General features: G+C 38.2%; 19 protein-coding genes and 1 riboswitch. Of the genes, 13 read left to right on the plus strand and 6 right to left on the minus strand.

Annotated features, from left to right (window positions below; translation table 11 throughout):
• Positions 1 to 68: 68 nt before the first annotated feature.
• The 3 genes from Q5794_RS01880 to Q5794_RS01890 all read left to right on the plus strand — a co-directional run bounded on the left by Q5794_RS01880 (position 69) and on the right by Q5794_RS01890 (position 3,119).
• Positions 69 to 1,358, plus strand: a complete 1,290-nt coding sequence (locus Q5794_RS01880) for a lysine N(6)-hydroxylase/L-ornithine N(5)-oxygenase family protein (RefSeq protein WP_214986974.1) — start codon at positions 69 to 71, stop codon at positions 1,356 to 1,358.
• A gap of 143 nt (positions 1,359 to 1,501) precedes the next feature.
• Entirely contained in the window at positions 1,502 to 2,014 is a 513-nt protein-coding gene (locus Q5794_RS01885; RefSeq protein WP_013081517.1) for a type 1 glutamine amidotransferase domain-containing protein, read from the plus strand.
• Between the two features lie 358 nt (positions 2,015 to 2,372).
• On the plus strand, positions 2,373 to 3,119 hold the full coding sequence (locus Q5794_RS01890; protein ID WP_214986973.1) for a CAP domain-containing protein: 747 nt from the start codon (positions 2,373 to 2,375) through the stop codon (positions 3,117 to 3,119).
• A 238-nt stretch (positions 3,120 to 3,357) separates the two neighbouring features.
• Here the strand turns inward: Q5794_RS01890 and ade are convergent, their stop codons facing one another.
• Together ade and Q5794_RS01900 are read right to left on the minus strand one after the other, a co-directional pair.
• Positions 3,358 to 5,094: an adenine deaminase gene (gene ade, locus Q5794_RS01895; RefSeq protein WP_374988629.1), complete on the minus strand. Its 1,737-nt coding sequence runs from the start codon at positions 5,092 to 5,094 to the stop codon at positions 3,358 to 3,360.
• Between the two features lie 83 nt (positions 5,095 to 5,177).
• Positions 5,178 to 5,279, minus strand: a riboswitch (purine riboswitch).
• A 182-nt stretch (positions 5,280 to 5,461) separates the two neighbouring features.
• Positions 5,462 to 5,689, minus strand: coding sequence for a DUF1128 domain-containing protein (locus Q5794_RS01900; protein WP_013055127.1), 228 nt, complete (start codon positions 5,687 to 5,689; stop codon positions 5,462 to 5,464).
• Between the two features lie 176 nt (positions 5,690 to 5,865).
• Between Q5794_RS01900 and Q5794_RS01905 the strand changes: the two genes are divergently transcribed.
• Genes Q5794_RS01905 through Q5794_RS01915 form a run of 3 tightly spaced genes read left to right on the plus strand, consistent with a single transcriptional unit; the run spans position 5,866 to position 7,571 of the window.
• Positions 5,866 to 6,339, plus strand: a complete 474-nt coding sequence (locus tag Q5794_RS01905; protein WP_013055128.1) for a low molecular weight protein-tyrosine-phosphatase — start codon at positions 5,866 to 5,868, stop codon at positions 6,337 to 6,339.
• Positions 6,340 to 6,378: 39 nt separating this feature from the next.
• The gene (locus Q5794_RS01910) at positions 6,379 to 6,717 is read left to right on the plus strand and encodes a hypothetical protein (RefSeq protein WP_013055129.1); all 339 of its coding nucleotides are present in this window, start codon (positions 6,379 to 6,381) and stop codon (positions 6,715 to 6,717) included.
• Between the two features lie 14 nt (positions 6,718 to 6,731).
• Complete coding sequence (locus tag Q5794_RS01915; RefSeq protein WP_013081521.1) at positions 6,732 to 7,571, plus strand: YihY/virulence factor BrkB family protein; 840 nt, start codon at positions 6,732 to 6,734, stop codon at positions 7,569 to 7,571.
• Positions 7,572 to 7,800: 229 nt separating this feature from the next.
• Here the strand turns inward: Q5794_RS01915 and Q5794_RS01920 are convergent, their stop codons facing one another.
• Together Q5794_RS01920 and Q5794_RS01925 are read right to left on the minus strand one after the other, a co-directional pair.
• Positions 7,801 to 9,720, minus strand: coding sequence for a heavy metal translocating P-type ATPase (locus Q5794_RS01920; protein WP_214986970.1), 1,920 nt, complete (start codon positions 9,718 to 9,720; stop codon positions 7,801 to 7,803).
• Positions 9,721 to 9,944: 224 nt separating this feature from the next.
• The gene (locus Q5794_RS01925; RefSeq protein WP_013055132.1) at positions 9,945 to 10,094 is read right to left on the minus strand and encodes a BH0509 family protein; all 150 of its coding nucleotides are present in this window, start codon (positions 10,092 to 10,094) and stop codon (positions 9,945 to 9,947) included.
• Between the two features lie 208 nt (positions 10,095 to 10,302).
• On the opposite strand from Q5794_RS01925, the gene Q5794_RS01930 reads away from it, so the two are divergent.
• Both Q5794_RS01930 and Q5794_RS01935 read left to right on the plus strand, forming a co-directional pair.
• A complete protein-coding gene (locus Q5794_RS01930) occupies positions 10,303 to 10,620 on the plus strand; it encodes a helix-turn-helix transcriptional regulator (protein WP_013081523.1) in 318 nt (105 codons plus the stop codon).
• A gap of 16 nt (positions 10,621 to 10,636) precedes the next feature.
• On the plus strand, positions 10,637 to 11,560 hold the full coding sequence (locus tag Q5794_RS01935; RefSeq protein WP_192997850.1) for a cation diffusion facilitator family transporter: 924 nt from the start codon (positions 10,637 to 10,639) through the stop codon (positions 11,558 to 11,560).
• A gap of 15 nt (positions 11,561 to 11,575) precedes the next feature.
• On the opposite strand, the gene Q5794_RS01940 is transcribed toward Q5794_RS01935, so the two are convergent.
• On the minus strand, positions 11,576 to 12,760 hold the full coding sequence (locus Q5794_RS01940; RefSeq protein ID WP_268575122.1) for an MFS transporter: 1,185 nt from the start codon (positions 12,758 to 12,760) through the stop codon (positions 11,576 to 11,578).
• Between the two features lie 182 nt (positions 12,761 to 12,942).
• Between Q5794_RS01940 and Q5794_RS01945 the strand changes: the two genes are divergently transcribed.
• The 4 genes from Q5794_RS01945 (at position 12,943) to Q5794_RS01960 (ending at position 14,855) form a co-directional block, all read left to right on the plus strand.
• Entirely contained in the window at positions 12,943 to 13,398 is a 456-nt protein-coding gene (locus tag Q5794_RS01945) for a DUF3237 domain-containing protein (RefSeq protein ID WP_374988630.1), read from the plus strand.
• A gap of 25 nt (positions 13,399 to 13,423) precedes the next feature.
• The gene (locus Q5794_RS01950; protein WP_057245249.1) at positions 13,424 to 13,912 is read left to right on the plus strand and encodes a phenolic acid decarboxylase; all 489 of its coding nucleotides are present in this window, start codon (positions 13,424 to 13,426) and stop codon (positions 13,910 to 13,912) included.
• A gap of 176 nt (positions 13,913 to 14,088) precedes the next feature.
• Positions 14,089 to 14,472: an OsmC family protein gene (locus Q5794_RS01955; RefSeq protein ID WP_192997853.1), complete on the plus strand. Its 384-nt coding sequence runs from the start codon at positions 14,089 to 14,091 to the stop codon at positions 14,470 to 14,472.
• A gap of 116 nt (positions 14,473 to 14,588) precedes the next feature.
• On the plus strand, positions 14,589 to 14,855 hold the full coding sequence (locus tag Q5794_RS01960) for a hypothetical protein (RefSeq protein WP_226897714.1): 267 nt from the start codon (positions 14,589 to 14,591) through the stop codon (positions 14,853 to 14,855).
• Here the strand turns inward: Q5794_RS01960 and Q5794_RS01965 are convergent.
• On the minus strand, positions 14,816 to 15,232 hold the full coding sequence (locus Q5794_RS01965; RefSeq protein ID WP_374988631.1) for a pyridoxamine 5'-phosphate oxidase family protein: 417 nt from the start codon (positions 15,230 to 15,232) through the stop codon (positions 14,816 to 14,818). The two genes, Q5794_RS01960 and Q5794_RS01965, sit on opposite strands and share 40 nt — an antisense overlap.
• 200 nt (positions 15,233 to 15,432) lie before the next feature.
• Between Q5794_RS01965 and cax the strand changes: the two genes are divergently transcribed.
• Positions 15,433 to 16,488: a calcium/proton exchanger gene (gene cax, locus Q5794_RS01970; protein ID WP_374988632.1), complete on the plus strand. Its 1,056-nt coding sequence runs from the start codon at positions 15,433 to 15,435 to the stop codon at positions 16,486 to 16,488.
• The last annotated feature ends 44 nt before the right edge of the window (positions 16,489 to 16,532 follow it).

The raw sequence follows: 16,532 nt of genomic DNA on the forward strand, positions 1-16,532 counted from the left end.
ATGGAAAAAGGGTAAAAAGCTAACAGTAGACAATACTGTTAGCTTTTTTTATGAAAGGGAGTTTAAAGATGACAAATAAGCAGTATGACATGGTGGGAATAGGAATAGGACCTTTTAATTTAGGCTTAGCGGCCCTTGCTGAGCCTCTTGATGAAATTGATGCCGTCTTCTTTGATAAAGAAGAGAAATTTGAATGGCATCCGGGCATGTTAATTGATGGCACGGACTTGCAGATTCCGTTTCTAGCAGACTTAGTTACATTTGCGGATCCAACAAGCCCCTATTCTTTTCTAAATTATATTCACAAGCAAAAACGCTTGTATCCGTTCTTTTTCTTTAATCGTTTTGACATTCCGCGTCAAGAGTACAACGAGTACGCAAAATGGGTAGCGGAGCAGCTATCTTCCTGCCACTTTTCTTCAAAAGTTGTGGACGTGATACCGAAAAATGAAGAAGAGTATTATGAAGTAAAGGTAGAAACACCTGAGGGAATTCAAACAGTAAATGCTAAACACGTTGTAATGGGAACAGGAAGCATTCCACTTGTACCTCCGGCTTTTGAAGAAAAGCTGAATGAGCATATTTTACACAGCAGCGGCTATTTACATAAAAAAGAAGAGATTCAAAAAGGAAAGCATGTAACGATCGTTGGTTCAGGGCAAAGTGCTGCAGAGATTTTTCTTGATTTATTAGAAGAACAGACTGAACATCATTACCACCTTACATGGTTTACAAGATCCTCGAATTTTTTTCAGCTTGATCAATCCAAGCTTGCTCAAGAGTTATTTTCGCCAGACTATGTAGATTACTTTCATTCGCTGTCTTTTGAGGAACGTACAAGCACGGTAGAAGATTTAAATCCTTTACGTCACGGAATTGAATCTTCTACTTTAACGAAAATCTATGATTTACTTTATCATCGTTCACTTAAAGGAAAAGTACCCGTTACGATTCAAGCTTCGACTGAAGTAAGTGATATTCATAAAAAAGGAAATGGATATGAGCTGGAGTGCAAACAATTAAAGGCTGAACGCTCTTTTCAATACGAAGCGGATCGTTTGATATTGTCCACGGGCTATAAGCCAAAAATTTCGCCGTTCATCGAACGAATAAAAGATGATATCGTATGGGAAGATGACAAGCGTTTCAAAGTCACAAAAGATTACCGGCTGGTATTTAAACAACCCCGTAACCACTACTTTTTTACGTTAACCAATATCGAACATTCACACGGATCTGGCGCAACAAATCTTGGTTTATCCGTTCAGCGCAATCAGCGTATTCTGAACGTGATTGCAGGAAGAGATGTGTACCCAGTTCCAGAAGAGACGACGTTCCAGACATTTAATTTGTTTTGAATTTCTGCTTTATAAAAATCTTCAATGTGGTTTTTGGTTATTGTAGAAAAGTTTTTTACTCATAAACTATGTTTAAAAGAATAGTGTACGGGTATTTTATTTATAGAACATTAGTACACAAATCAATTAAGGAGTTGCTTAGAATGAGTAAGAAAATTGCAGTATTAGTAACAGATTTATTTGAAGATGTGGAATATACAGATCCAGCCAAAGCCTTTGAAGAAGAAGGCCACACGCTAACAAAAATCGACGTTAAAACAGGTGAAGTAACAGGTAAACAAGGCGAAACAACATTAACAATTGATAAGGCAATTGCGGATGTAAAACCAGAAGATTTTGACGCATTGTTTTTACCGGGAGGTTTCTCACCAGATATCTTGCGTGCGGACGATCAAGTCGTAGCTTTCACAAAATCATTTATGGATGAAGGCAAACCGGTTATGGCTATCTGTCACGGACCACAGCTGCTAATCAATGCTGAAACATTAAAAGGACGTGACGTAACTGGTTTCAAATCAATTGCTATTGATTTGAAAAATGCAGGTGCAAACTTCCATGATAAAGAAGTGGTGGTATGCGGTAATCAACTAGTTACAAGCCGTACACCAGACGATATGGAAGCATTCGTACGTGAATCAGTAAATGTCTTAAAATAAGTAAATAATATTATTAAAATTTTCTGTAAAAGGCGATAACAGGGTGGTTTACCACTCTGCTGTCGCCTTTTTTGTATGTAACGATTTTGACGAGGAATTTACAGTTATATTACCGCATTGGATGAAGCGGTTTCTAAAAGAATATGAAAACCTTTTACTATCAATAGGTAGAAGCCACGTAACACAATCGAAATATTTTTTACATAAATGAAAGTATAATTTTGGTAGCTTAAAAGACGTTGCGAGTTTCATAGTTTTCGTGCAACAATGAGGGTGCATCACGAGATTGGCTTGCTACAAGCTTAGATGCGTTGCGGTTTTACAAAAAACTTTATTATCACATAGGAGGATTTCAAACATGAAGAAAAGGTTTCGTATTGCCACTGTCGCAGGTGCCGTATCATTAGGATTACTAACAGCAGGACAAGCAAATGCAGCAGCTCCTGATTGCAACACTCCAAAACAAATTACCATTAAAGATGCTCAAGCAGCACAAAATATAAATGTAGATGAGCTATTAAAGAAATTTAACGCTCAAGGACAATCTGCTGAAGCAGCAGCTCCACAACAGGAAACACAAGCACCAGATCAAGCTGAAGCAGCTCCACAGGAACAAGCAAAAGCACCAGAACAAAGTGAAGAAGCAAAAGCTCCTGAGCAAACACAGCAAAACACAAAAGCTCAACAATCAGAAAATACTGATAAAGCAGAACAAACAAAAGATGCTAGTCAATTTGAACAAAAGGTCGTAGATTTAGTAAACCAAGAGCGTCAAAAACAAGGTTTAAAACCTTTAACACTTAACAAAAAATTAAGTGACGTTGCACGCACTAAATCAAAAGATATGATGGACAAAGGGTACTTTGACCACAATTCACCAACATATGGTTCACCATTTGATATGATGAAACAATTCGGCATTGAATATACAACAGCAGGTGAAAACATTGCAAAAGGTCAGCAATCTCCTGAAGATGTAATGAATGCTTGGATGAATAGTGACGGTCACCGCAAAAACATTCTAAACCCTGATTTCACTGAAATTGGTGTTGGATACGTAAAAGGTGATACTACGTACTGGACTCAACAGTTTATCGGTAAGTAATACAAAAAGAGCAGGATATACCTGCTCTTTTTTGCGTTTTTAGCTGTCCAATTTGGGTATAGTAAAGTAAGAACACGTAAAGGAGTGCCTTAAATTGGGACGTATATTAAAAAAAATTCTAGTCGCTGTTTTTCCTATCCTTTTAAAAGAAGGATATCGTCATTATAAAAATCGTAAAACTCGAACTGCGCCGTCTAAAGGATATAAATAAAAAGGACTCTTTCGAGTCCTTTTTATTTTATGCTTGAACGGTGATATGCTTGAATTCTTTTACGTTAAATAATCCTTTGTCGGTTAATTTTAGACATGGGATAACAGGCAAGCTTAAGAAAGATAGTGTCAGCAGCGGGTTGAAGTTCTGTGAAATATCAAGCTCATGAAGAGCCCCGTGAAGCTGCTTAAGTAAGCTGTTTACTTCATTGTAAGGGTGAGGTGACATTAATCCTCCAATGGAAAGAGGGAGGGAGCCAATCACTTCATTGCCTTTTACAATAACAATACCTCCGCCGATTTCTTCAATTGCCGCAATTGCTTTTGCTAAATCCTCATCATTTGTTCCTAGGGCTACGATATTATGTGAATCGTGAGCAATCGTGGTAGCAATCGCTCCGTCTTTTAACTGAAAACCTTTTACAATCCCAAGACCAATATTCCCTGTTAGATGATGACGCTCAACAACAGCCATTTTCAGCTGATCGTTTTCTACAGAAGACTGAAATTCGTTTTGCTTCACTTGAACTTCTTCTACAATATGATTTGTAAGCAGGCTGTTTGGATTAATTTCAATAATATTAGCGCGATCGTGCTGAAGTGGTATCGTAAGTTTTTTAATGGAAAACTCTTTGAGATGAACAGAATTCATTAGTTCTGTTGGAAGATCAATTTGTTCTTCTTGAACAGAAAGCATCTCTCCATTTTCAGCAATAAGCTCTCCGTTTTGATAGACATGTGCTGCAGATATATCGGTTAAGTCGTCTAATAGAATAAAATCCGCTTTGTAACCAGGAGCAACCGCACCTCTATCTTTTAACCCGTAGCATTCAGCCGCATTTAACGAAGCCATTTGAATCGCAATTAACGGATCCAGCCCGAGTTCAATAGCAAAACGAACATTGTAATCAATAGAACCTTCCGTTAATAAATCATCTAGGTGTTTGTCATCGGTACAGAATAAAAATCTGCGCGCGTTACGTTCATTTACAGCAGGTAATAGTTGTTTCAAATCTTTAGCGACAGAACCTTGGCGGATCAGAACATACATCCCTCGCTGAATACGTTCAATTGCTTCTCCTGCTGTTACGCATTCATGATCTGTTGAAATGTCAGCGGTACGATAAATATTAACGCCCTTAGCATCTAGCCCTGAGCCGTGCCCATCAATTACGCCGTTTGCATCGTTAGCTGCTTGTAATTTATCGAGCATATCGTCATCTCCATCTCGCACAGAAGGGAAATCCATCACTTCTGCTAATCCAAGCACGCGAGGGTGAGAGAAAAATGGCGCTAAGTCAGGTGCTTTTAAGACGGCTCCAGAGCTTTCAAAAGGAGTTGCTGGCACGCTTGAAGGTAAGTTCACAAATACGTCTAAAGGAATGGAATCCGAGTTTTGAAGCATAAACTCAATGCCAGATTTCCCTGAAACATTCGCAATTTCATGAGGGTCCGTTATGACAGTTGTGACGCCTCTAGGTACAAGAAGTTTTGAGAACTCTTTAGGTGTAACCATTGATGATTCAATGTGAACGTGTCCATCAATGAACGTAGGAGAAATGTATTTTCCTTTTGCATCAACAACGTTATTCCCATCGTATTGACCTATTCCAACAATCACTCCATCAGCAATCGCAATATCGGCTTCAATGATGGAAAGCGTAAATACATCGATAATTTTCCCGTTTTTCACTACAAGATCTGCAGGTATTTTTTTATTGGCAACAGCAAGCTGTTTTTTTAAGATTGTTTTTGTATTTGACATGAATGTGACTCCTCTCATTGTATAACTGAATAACAATGAAGGACTATGTAAGGGAGAACATAAAGAAGAATAAAAATGCAGTATGAATGATGTTCAACCCTCGTAGTCCAACTATTTACGGTAGTTCGGTAGAAACTCTTGGACCCTATTTCCAAGACTATACGAGCTTTAGGTATTTCGATACATTCTATAGACAAATAATAAAAACGTCAATTCCTAATAAAAAAGAAAGATTTTTGGGAATATTTCATCTATGCGTATGTAAACGATTTAACTCTTATTTGCTCGCTAAAAGGTGCAGCATTCATGTATAGAAAAAAATGTAGAAAAAACCGTCAATGGCTATTAGTCATTGACGGAGTTGTCATTAAGCTTGTTTACGCAGTGTACCTAATTCTTCAGCGATCGCTTGCATTTCACTTGGGCTAAAAGAATCTTTTCTCATTACCATATCGTATAAGTACTTTAAGTCTTCATACATTTCTTCGTCAAAAGCTTCAGCTTTAATTGCTCCGATATTTAGCATGCGCAGTTTTTCACTAATGCTATCGACCATATGTTTAATATTCTCTGGAGATTTTACTGATAAATCCACTTTGTTCATCCTTCCAGTTGCGTTTTTTTTATTGTAACATGTTTTTATCGTGTGAACACTTTTATGTCAGGTTCTTATCCACAGAAGAGTGGAAACGATACAAATAAAAGAAAACTATTTTTTAGTTTAAAAATGATTGTATATAATGTTTGTAATAAGGGAAAGGAGTCGAGACTATGATTAACGTATTATTCGTTTGTTTAGGAAATATTTGTCGTTCACCCATGGCAGAAGCGGTCTTTAAAGATATGGTGAAGAAAAAAGGGCTAGAAGGACAAATTCACGTAGATTCTGCAGGCACAGGAGGCTGGCACAAAGGCAATCCTCCTCATGAAGGGACGCAATCTATTTTAACGAAAAACAACATTGATTTTAAAGGGCAAACAGCAAGACAAGTGATTCAAGAGGATGTAGCTAAATTCCATTATATTATTGGAATGGATGTCGAAAATGTAGGAAATCTGAGAAGGATGGCTGGACATACTAAAACAGGTTATATTGCAAGGCTTTTGGATTTTGTGCCCGATTTACATATTGAAGATGTGCCGGATCCTTATTTCACGGGAAATTTTGACGAAGTATATGACTTAGTTCAAGAAGGATGCAAGGCTCTTTTAGACGAAATTATAGAGAAGCATTTCTCGGAATAAGCGATACTTAAAAAATAAAAAACGGAGGAGAAACGACAAATGGGTAAACGAAATAAGCTAGTAGAAGGTATTGTCATTGGAGCAATTATAGGAGGAGCTGTTTCTTTATTTGATAAAGAAACAAGAAGCTCCGTCATTCAAGGAAGTAAAAAACTGAAAGACAAAACAACAACTCTTATTCAGCACCCTGAACTTGTAACGGATACTGTCAAAGAGAAATATGAAACCATCCGTACGACCATCGAGCAAGTTTCTGAAGATGTATCATTTGTAGCAGGAAAAGTAGAAAAGTTAAAAGAAACAACGCCTCAGGTAATGGAAATTGTAAACGATACAAAAGAAGCATTTGTGGAGAAGTATGGTGATGAACAAAAATAAATAAGGAGGCACATATGGCTGGAATGTACATAAATAACATCGTAAGGTTTGGCAAAGAACTGATGGGCCGCATTCATCGAGATGAGCTGCCCAGTTTATCAGCTGAATTGGCTTATTATTTGCTGCTCTCGCTATTTCCTTTTTTAATTTTCTTAATTACGCTGATTGGATTTTTGCCATTGGAATCAACAGACCTGCTTGACTTGGTCGAAAATGTAGCGCCACAGCAAACGCTGCACATGATTGAAAGCAACGTTTCCCATATCATTGGTTCTCATAATGAAAAGCTATTGTCCTTTGGTATCATTGCCACGATGTGGTCTGCTTCAAATGGAATTAATGCGATCGTAAGAGCATTTAACCGAGCGTATCACGTACAAGAAAATCGGCCTTTTTTAGTGGCGAGAGGTATGGCAGTTCTCCTTACTTTTGCGATGATATTTGTTATTATTGTAGCGCTTTTACTTCCTGTTTTCGGTCATATGATTGGCCTTTATTTATCGTCTACGTTTGGATTTTCAGAAACTTTTCTCGCTTTATGGTCTGCTTCCCGCTGGATTATCAGCGGTCTCATTTTGTTTACTGTTTTTACCGGGTTATATTACTTTGCTCCTAATAAAAAACTGCTGATTCGAAATGTTGTAAAAGGAGCAGCTTTTGCTACGGTGGGATGGACAGTGGTATCGATGCTGTTTGCATATTACGTAAATCATTTCAATAACTATACAGCTACATATGGAAGCTTGGGTGGAATTATTATCCTGCTTATTTGGCTGTACCTATCGGGGATGATTATCGTTATTGGAGGAGAAATCAACGCTATTTTCTACGACCGTCGAGTCAAATCTTCATAGTCACAAATTGGGATGAAATCATTCGTAAGATATGAGCATACTAACAAAGTGAAAGGGAGGTTTTACATCATGACAAAGCATACAAAAAAAGACGGAAGCAATACAAAGCAAAATAAAAAGAGCCAGCCAAAGCATAAAACAAGCAACAGTCAAAATGGACAAAACGGTTACCATTAAGGCATTGATTTCCATAATAAAAAGCCTAACAAATACGTTAGGCTTTTTTGCGTTAAGATTTTAGCAAGCGAAGGCCGTTTAAGATAACTAAAATGGTGCTGCCTTCGTGACCTATAACACCAAATGGCATATCAAGCACTTGGAAAAAATTCGAACAAATTAATAAAAAGATGACGGCAATAGAAAAAATAACGTTTTGCTTCACAATTGAGTTCATTCGTCTGGAAAGAGCTACTGCATCCGAAATTTTTGATAGATCATTTTTCATTAAAACGATATCCGCTGTTTCAAGTGCCACATCCGTTCCTTCTCCCATGGCTACTCCAACGTTAGCAGTAGCAAGAGCAGGTGCATCGTTAATACCATCTCCCACCATTGAAACAGTAGGGAATTTTTCTTTTAACGTTTTAATTTTATCTACTTTCGCTTCAGGCAAACATTCTGCAATGTATTCATCGACTGCACATTCTTTTGAAATGGCTTCGGCTGTTTTTTCGCTGTCTCCTGTAATCATGACAGTATGAATACCCTGCTCTTTAAGAGATTTAACAGCGTCTACAGCTTCTGTTCGTACAACGTCTTTTAGCGCAAGCAATCCTACAATACCATGCTGGTCTTTTGCGTACACAATCGTTTTTCCTTCACTGGCAAGCGTAGATGAAATCCCATTTTCGAATTCAGCTGCATCTTCTTTACCTACAAACTCTGCTTTTCCTATCTTCCACATATCTCCTTGAAGAGAACCAATGACACCATATCCGGGAACGTCTTCAAGCGAATCTGGCTGAACGAGTGTTAACTCCTGCTTGTTTTTCACAAAGTCAACAATGGATTGAGCAAGCGGATGGTTGGACTGACGTTCAATTGATGCGATTTTAATAAGAAATTCTTGTTCGTGCATATCAGAACGGACAATGACATTTGTTACTTCTGGTTTTCCTTTTGTTAACGTTCCTGTTTTGTCAAAAGCAATTGCGCTTAAATGGCTTAACCTTTCCAAATGCACGCCGCCTTTGAACAAAATTCCTTTTTTTGCTCCGTTTGAAATAGCAGACAGCGAAGCAGGGGTAATAGATGCAACTAAGGCGCAAGGAGACGCTACAACTAAGAGAATCATTGCACGGTAAAATGTCTCGGTCCAGCTCCATCCAAGTACATAGTGTGGGAGAAATAGCATAACTGCCACAACCGATAGAACAATTTTTACGTATGTGCCTTCAAATCGTTCAATAAACAATTGAGAAGGCGACTTTTCACTTTGAGCCGTTTGAACAAGTTGAATGATCTTTTGAAACAGCGTCTCAGCACTTGGCTTTGTCATTTTAATGGTAATGGCGCCTTTCACATTCACCGTGCCCGCGAATACTTCATCATCGAGCTGTCTTAGTACAGGAACAGATTCCCCTGTAATAGCAGCCTGATCAATCGTTGTTTGACCTGAGACAACAATACCATCGGATGGCACTCGTTCACCCGGCTTAACTAGCAGCAAGTCACCGATTTGTAAATCCGAAATGGATACAATTTCTTCTTGATCTCCAATCAGACGCGTTGCTTCTTGCGGCTGTAAATTCATCAAGGCGCTAATTTCTCGGTTGCTTTTATTCATGGTGTACGTTTCTAATGCACCGCTTAATGCAAAAATGAAAATAAGCATAGCACCTTCTGTCCAGTAGCCAATTACAGCCGCTCCAATGGCTGCAATAATCATTAACATTTCGACATTCAATTCTTTATTTTCAATCGTTTCTTCAATGCCTTCTTTTGCTTTAGCAAATCCGCCTATCACGTAAGCTAATACAAAGAGCGTAATAGATACAGCAGTATCCTGCTGTTTTGACAGCAGCCAGCCGGCTAAAATCAGCACGCCGCTTAACAATGCAGCAATGAGTTCACCATGTGTTTTTAATACATTGACAGCAGAAGATGTTTGCCGCGTTTGTTCTTGTTTTTTAGGTAACGCATTTTCCATACAAATCCTCCTTGAACGATAATTGAGAAGAATAATCACAATCATTACCCCTAAAAAAGCACGAAAGCTGCCATCTCAGCGATAGCAGCACATTTTTTTACCTATTGTCTTTTAAATTGGGATATTTAGTATAGTATAGCACGGAACAAGCAAGGAGGTAACGACTAACGCCTAAAAAATAAAAACAGAATGCAACTGGACGTCTGCATTCTGTAAAAAACGTACTACATATCTAAATGTTCTTCATAATATTTATAAGCGGAAGTGTAAATGTGCTCGATATCGGCATCCGTCATGTACATTAAGGTTTCACGGTCAATCCCCTTCATTGTTTCAATAAATGTAATCATGTTTTTACGTTCTTGTCTGCTCATTTATTATTCTCCTCTCCATCTGTTTTAATACAGTTTATTATATTTAATTGTATTATATAACAGAAAAAGTATTTTGTGTGGATTTTTTTTAAAAATAGGCAAAAAAATTTAGAAAGACGTAAATAATTGACTATATAGAAAAAGGTGTTTTATAATTTATATATGAACATATGCTCATATACTTGCATATAATGAACGGAGAGATGTTATGAAAAAAGATGAACATTCGTTTTTATCGCCTCAAACGGTAGAAGAAGCTTCAAGAATACTAAAAGCTATTTCAGATCCTACGAGAATGAAAATTCTTTATTTGCTATTTCAAGAAGAGTGTTCAGTCGGTCATATGGTTGAAGTGCTTGGTGTTTCACAATCAGCTATTTCACATCAGTTGACTCACTTGCGTCATTTACGTTTAGTAAAATATCGCCGTGAAGGGAATACGTATTTCTATACGTATGATGATGAACACGTGGTTGGAATTTTGCATCAAGTAATTCAGCACGTAGAATGCGCACATAACGAGTAGAAGGAGGGGGCTTTGCATGAGTCATGATCATCACCACCATCATGGTCACCATCACCATTTTGATACACAGCGTGAAGGCAACAAAAAAGGTCTGTTAATTGCACTCATTATCACAGCGGGTATTATGGTTCTTGAGTTTGTTGGAGGGCTTTTTACAAATAGTTTAGCGTTATTATCCGATAGCGGACATATGCTTTCTGATACAAGCTCACTTGCTCTTAGCCTTGTAGCGATATGGTTTGCTAACCGAGCTGCATCGGCTAAAAAAACGTACGGTTATTATCGCTTTGAAATATTAGCGGCTCTTTTTAACGGAGTGGCACTGTTTGTAATAGCAGGATTTATCATCTATGAAGCCTATCAGCGCGTATTAGAGCCGCAGTCTGTAGCAAGCGGCAGCATGATGTTGATTGCTGCTGTTGGTTTACTCGCTAATTTAATCAGCGCATGGTCACTTATGAGACAAGGCGATGTGAAAGGAAATGTAAATTTACGCAGCGCTTACTTACACGTATTGGGAGATGCTTTAGGATCTATTGGAGCTATTGTAGCGGGACTTCTTATGATGCTGTTTGGATGGTATATTGCTGATCCTATTATTTCTGTAGTTGTGTCTGTATTAATTTTAAAAAGCGCTTGGGGCGTGCTTGCTCATAGCGTTCATATTTTGATGGAAGGCTCTCCTGAAGGGGTAGATCATAGTGAAATAAAAAACCTTCTTGAAAACATTGAAGGAGTCAAAGATGTGCATGATTTACACATTTGGACGATTACTTCAGGATTGGACTCATTGAGCTGTCATATGCGCGTAGAAGATGAAAAAGATTGTCAGCAAATTTTGCAAAAAGCCATCGATTTAGTACATGATCACTGCGGCATTGAGCATACGACGATACAAATTGAAAAATCAGCTCTTCAGCATCGAACGCTAAAAGTTTAAAGAACAAGCGAGAACCTATAGGTTCTCGCTTGTTTTTTGTTGCATAGGCATCTTTTGTCCGAATACAAAAAGAATAATAAAAATAAAGCCAAGCACCCCGCTAATAATATTAAAAAAGCTGATATGGTGAAAGAACTGAATAAACGTGCCGCCTATATAAGGGCCGGCAAGGCTTCCGATACTAAAAGCAATGCCGCATAGTAAATTACCTGTAGGCAGTAGGCGAGCAGGAATCAAATCCGTCATATAGCTGATTCCTAAACTAAACGTCGAGCCTACAACCATGCCAGCTATAAATAAACAGGCTACTAATGGAATAGCGGTCTCTTCCAAGAGACTTGCTGTAAAAAACGTAACGGCTCCAATTGATAAAATCCAGCCTAATACCAATTTCCGTCCAAATTTATCGCTCAGTATTCCGAGAGGAAGCTGAAATACAATAGCTCCAACTGCAAAGGAAGTCAGCAGCAGTGAAATAAACTCTACTTGCAAACCAATTCGTAAACCATATACAGGAAAGCTTCCGTTCAGTGATGATTCTAAAAATCCATATCCAAAAGGCGGCAAAAAAGCAATCCAAGCATACTTAGCCGCCTTAGAAAATCGCTTAGCCGTTTCTTTTAATGAATTAACCTCCACTTCCTGTAGGGGAAATTCATTTTTTATCAAAAATAAAAACACCCACGTTATGAGGCAGAGAGCTGAAGAAATCATAAAAGGAAGCGCTTGATTAATTTCAATTAACGGCGTCATTAAAGGGCCAACAGCAAAACCAATACCGAAAAAAAGCCCGTACAATGAAATATTTCGACCTCGTTTATCAGCAGGTGAAGACGATGTAATCCACGTTTGAGTACCAAAGTGCAGCGCGTGATCTCCTATTCCAATAAATAAACGGAGCACAAACCAAAAAACAACAGATTTCCACAGGGGAAACAAAGCTAAAGACAAAATAACTAAAAGTCCGCCTGCTGCAATAATTGGCTTATATCCGTATCTGCGAAGCGGCCCTTCCATAAAAGGAGAAATAAATAAGATGCCTAGGTACAATCCAGTTGCGTTTAATCCGTTTATAGTAGAGGAAAGACCGTCTTTCTCAAAAATAATAGCAATTAAAGGCAGCAGCATACCTTGGCTGAATCCAGAAATGGCGACAAGGCTAACTAAAATCCAGAAACGTTGTTGATGAGTAGCACTCATAGTATTTAACCTCTTTTTTATCTATATTTTGTCAATCCAACTGTTTAATCGTACAAGGAAAACGCTTTATTGACAAGGATGTAAACATGCTGCGCTGTCTATTTGACATCTTTTTATAGGAAGAGTAGAATAAATCATGTAAATAGTTACATGTTTTCATTTACAATAAAGAGGTGATCGCTATGATAGAACCAGTGCTTAAGAAAATAGCGACATTCACAATTAATGTCGGTACACCGATTGTCATTGGTCATACAGGATTGGGAAAAAAACAGTTTATCCCTATTAAGTCAGGTACTGCAGATGGAGAGATAAAAGGCTTAATCCTTCCAAGCGGAGCGGATTCTCAAATTATTCGTTCAGATGGACGCGTTGATTTATCTGCAAGGTATGTAATTCAAACAGAAGATGATGAGCTTATTTATATCGAAAACAACGGAATACGTCAGGTTAGTGAAGAATTTAAAGAACAGGCTGCTGAAGGTAAAAGTGTACCTCCAGAGCATGTTTATTTTCGTACGGTTCCTGCCTTTGAAACAGGAAGTGCAAAGTATAAGTGGCTACAGGACCGCATTTTTCTAGGCGCTGCTGTGAGACACCCAAACAGCGTTGTGCTAGACATATACGAAGTTTTATAAATTAACTCAAAGGAGAGATATAAACATGGAAAAATTTATTGGGAATCATATGATTTACACATACGAAAACGGATGGGAATATGAAATTTATATTAAAAACGAAAATACAATCGATTACCGTATTCATAGCGGAATGGTGGCAGGACGATGGGTTCGTGACCAAAAAGTAGATATTGTGAAGTTAACAGAAGGTGTATATAAAGTATCGTGGACTGAACCGACTGGAACAGATGTATCTTTAAACTTTATGCCTGATGAAAAACGCATGCACGGCATTATCTTCTTCCCAAAATGGGTACATGAACATCCTGAAATTACAGTGTGCTATCAAAATGATCACCTTGATTTAATGCATGAATCTCGTGAAAAATACGAAACGTATCCGAAATACGTTGTACCTGAATTTGCTGACATTACATTCATCAAAAATGTCGGAGCGAACAATGAGGAAGTTATCGCTCAAGCGCCTTACGAAGGAATGACAGATGATATTCGCGCTGGAAAATTGATTTAATACGGAATCATAAAAAGAGGCTAGAACAAAAGGAAGATCCGAACGATGAATTGAGATTCTTAATGGAGAATCAACTTCGTTCGGATTTTTTTATGGTGACGGTGTAACAAGTATCCATATTGAGAGTAGTTGATTATATAAAAAGCGGTTTATAATGAAGTAAAGGAGTGAAGAAAATGGAATTTAACATGAAAGAAGAGGCGGGGTTTACAACAAATTTTCCTTATGGAGAGCTACATATCGCCGGAGATGAAGAGTATGGCTTTCGTCCGTATCAGTTAATGGTATCGTCCATTGCTGTTTGCAGCGGAGGCGTGTTAAGAAAGATTCTAGAGAAAAAAAGAATCGCTTTTTCCGATTTACGCATCCAAGCTGATGTGACGCGAAATGATGAAAAAGCGGGGCGAATCGAAAAAATTTACTTGCACTATATCATCACAGGAGAAGACCTGCCATTAGACAAAATTGAAAAATCAGTTGAGCTAGCACGAAAAAATTGTTCGATGCTACAGTCGGTTGTGGACAGTATTGAAGTGACAGAAACCTTCGAAATAAAATGAGCCTGGGACAAAAGTATGTTAGTTGAAGGAAAATCCGAACGATGAATCGAGATTCTAGCTGGAGAATCCAACTCGTTCGGATTTTTTTATTGGTAGGCTGAATGGAGGTTTCATGTATGTGGCTGCTTCTAGCTGGTGATTGGAGGGCAAGACGGAAGACTGCTGCGGGAAAAGCGGAACAGGTGAGCCCCCAGAAGCGTAAGCGAGGAGGAGACTCACTGGGCCGCCCTCGGAAAGCGAAGTCTTGCACGGAAATCAACAGCGGTATCTCAAGCGGTCCCTACGAGCTCATTTCTCCCCTTTGTTCCTCTTTAGATGGAATAGATTTAGTTATGTCTCAAGCTCACATTTCCTTTGGTTTGCTTCCAGCTTTATCAAAATAGCGCATGCGTTCAGGAGTCAGCTGAAGAAGCAAATAATTTGGGTCATCTGGACTTTTAATCCACTCTTTTAACTTTTCATTCCAAAATTTCTTTTTTAACTCTTCGTTTGTTTCTACATTTACTTTGGCTTCTACCTCTACATACGGATCAATCCAACCTTGCCCCTCATAGCCTAACAAAATATGAACGTAAGGGTTTTTTTCTAGTTCTTCGACTTTATGGGTATCTTTATTGGTGGCGGTGTAGAGCACAAGATCTTCATGAAAAAACATCATAAAGCGTGAATAAGGTTTTCCATCTTGAATTGTAGCTAACGTTCCAATTGTATAGTCATCCAGTAAGGATAAAATTTGATTTTTCACATCATTATTGCTCATTTTTTCACTCCTTATTATATCTTTTTATCCTTGGTAGTTTGGCTGATTTTTAACTATCTTAATCAAAAATCAATTAAGGGTTTATCATTTATAAAAATAGGTTAAAAATACTAACATTGACGGTGAGTCTATACAAATTCCATTAATTTGATATGATTGATTTTGTTGTCAAAAAATGAATAAGGTAGGTGTACATATCGATGATCAATCGGATTTTTCTTATAGCGGTTATTCTTGGGGTGCCGCTATCTGTTATTGGGCACATAATGCACTGGTCAGATGTTCTTATGTTTATTATTTACTGTTTAACAATCATTGCCCTCGCAGCTTTTATGGGGAGAGCAACAGAGAGCTTAGCTGTTGTAGCTGGTCCTCGAATAGGAGGTCTATTAAATGCTACGTTTGGTAACGCTGTAGAATTAATTATTTCTATTTTTGCTCTAAAAGAAGGCCTTACAGCTGTGGTGCTTGCATCGTTAACCGGTTCTGTATTAGGAAATCTTCTTCTTGTAGGCGGTCTTTCATTCTTCATCGGGGGATTAAAATTTAAGCGTCAAGAATTTAATGTCTATGATGCAAGACATAATTCTGGATTATTGATCTTTGCCGTTATCGTTGCGTTCGTTATTCCTGAAGTGTTTGCTAGCGAAATGGACGAAGTGAAGACTATGTCCCTGAGTGTCGGGATCTCCATTATTCTCATCATCTTGTACTTAGCGGCGTTATTTTTTAAGCTGGTAACGCATCGAGGCGTGTATCAGCATAAAAGTGAAGAAGTGGAAGAACATGAGGAGCCAGAGTGGTCAATGTGGAAAGCGATTACTGTTCTCTTTTTGTCTACGTTAGCTGTAGCTTACGTATCCGAAAGCTTGGTTAGCACAATCGAAATTGTATCGGAAAGCTTTGGCTGGAGTGAGCTGTTCATCGGGGTCATCATTGTAGCGATTGTTGGGAACGCGGCAGAGCATGCTTCCGCTATTATTATGGCTGTTAAAAATCGCATGGGTGTAGCTGTTGAAATTGCTGTTGGATCAACTTTACAAGTAGCGATGTTTGTAGCACCGATATTAGTGTTAGTTTCTCTATTATTCGAAAACCAAATGTCTCTTGTCTTTACTTGGCCCGAGTTGATTGCGATGGTAACGGCCGTATTTTTAACGATTGCTATTTCTAATGACGGAGATACAAACTGGTTCGAAGGTGCAACTCTTTTAGGTGCTTATATTATTATGGGAATTGGTTTTTATCTTATTTAAAAAAGAAGAGGCTGGGACAAAAATGTTTTAGTTGAAAGAAGATC

It is taken from the genome of Priestia megaterium, assembly GCF_041941685.1.
In the GTDB taxonomy this organism is placed as follows: Bacteria; Bacillota; Bacilli; order Bacillales; family Bacillaceae_H; genus Priestia; species Priestia megaterium_C.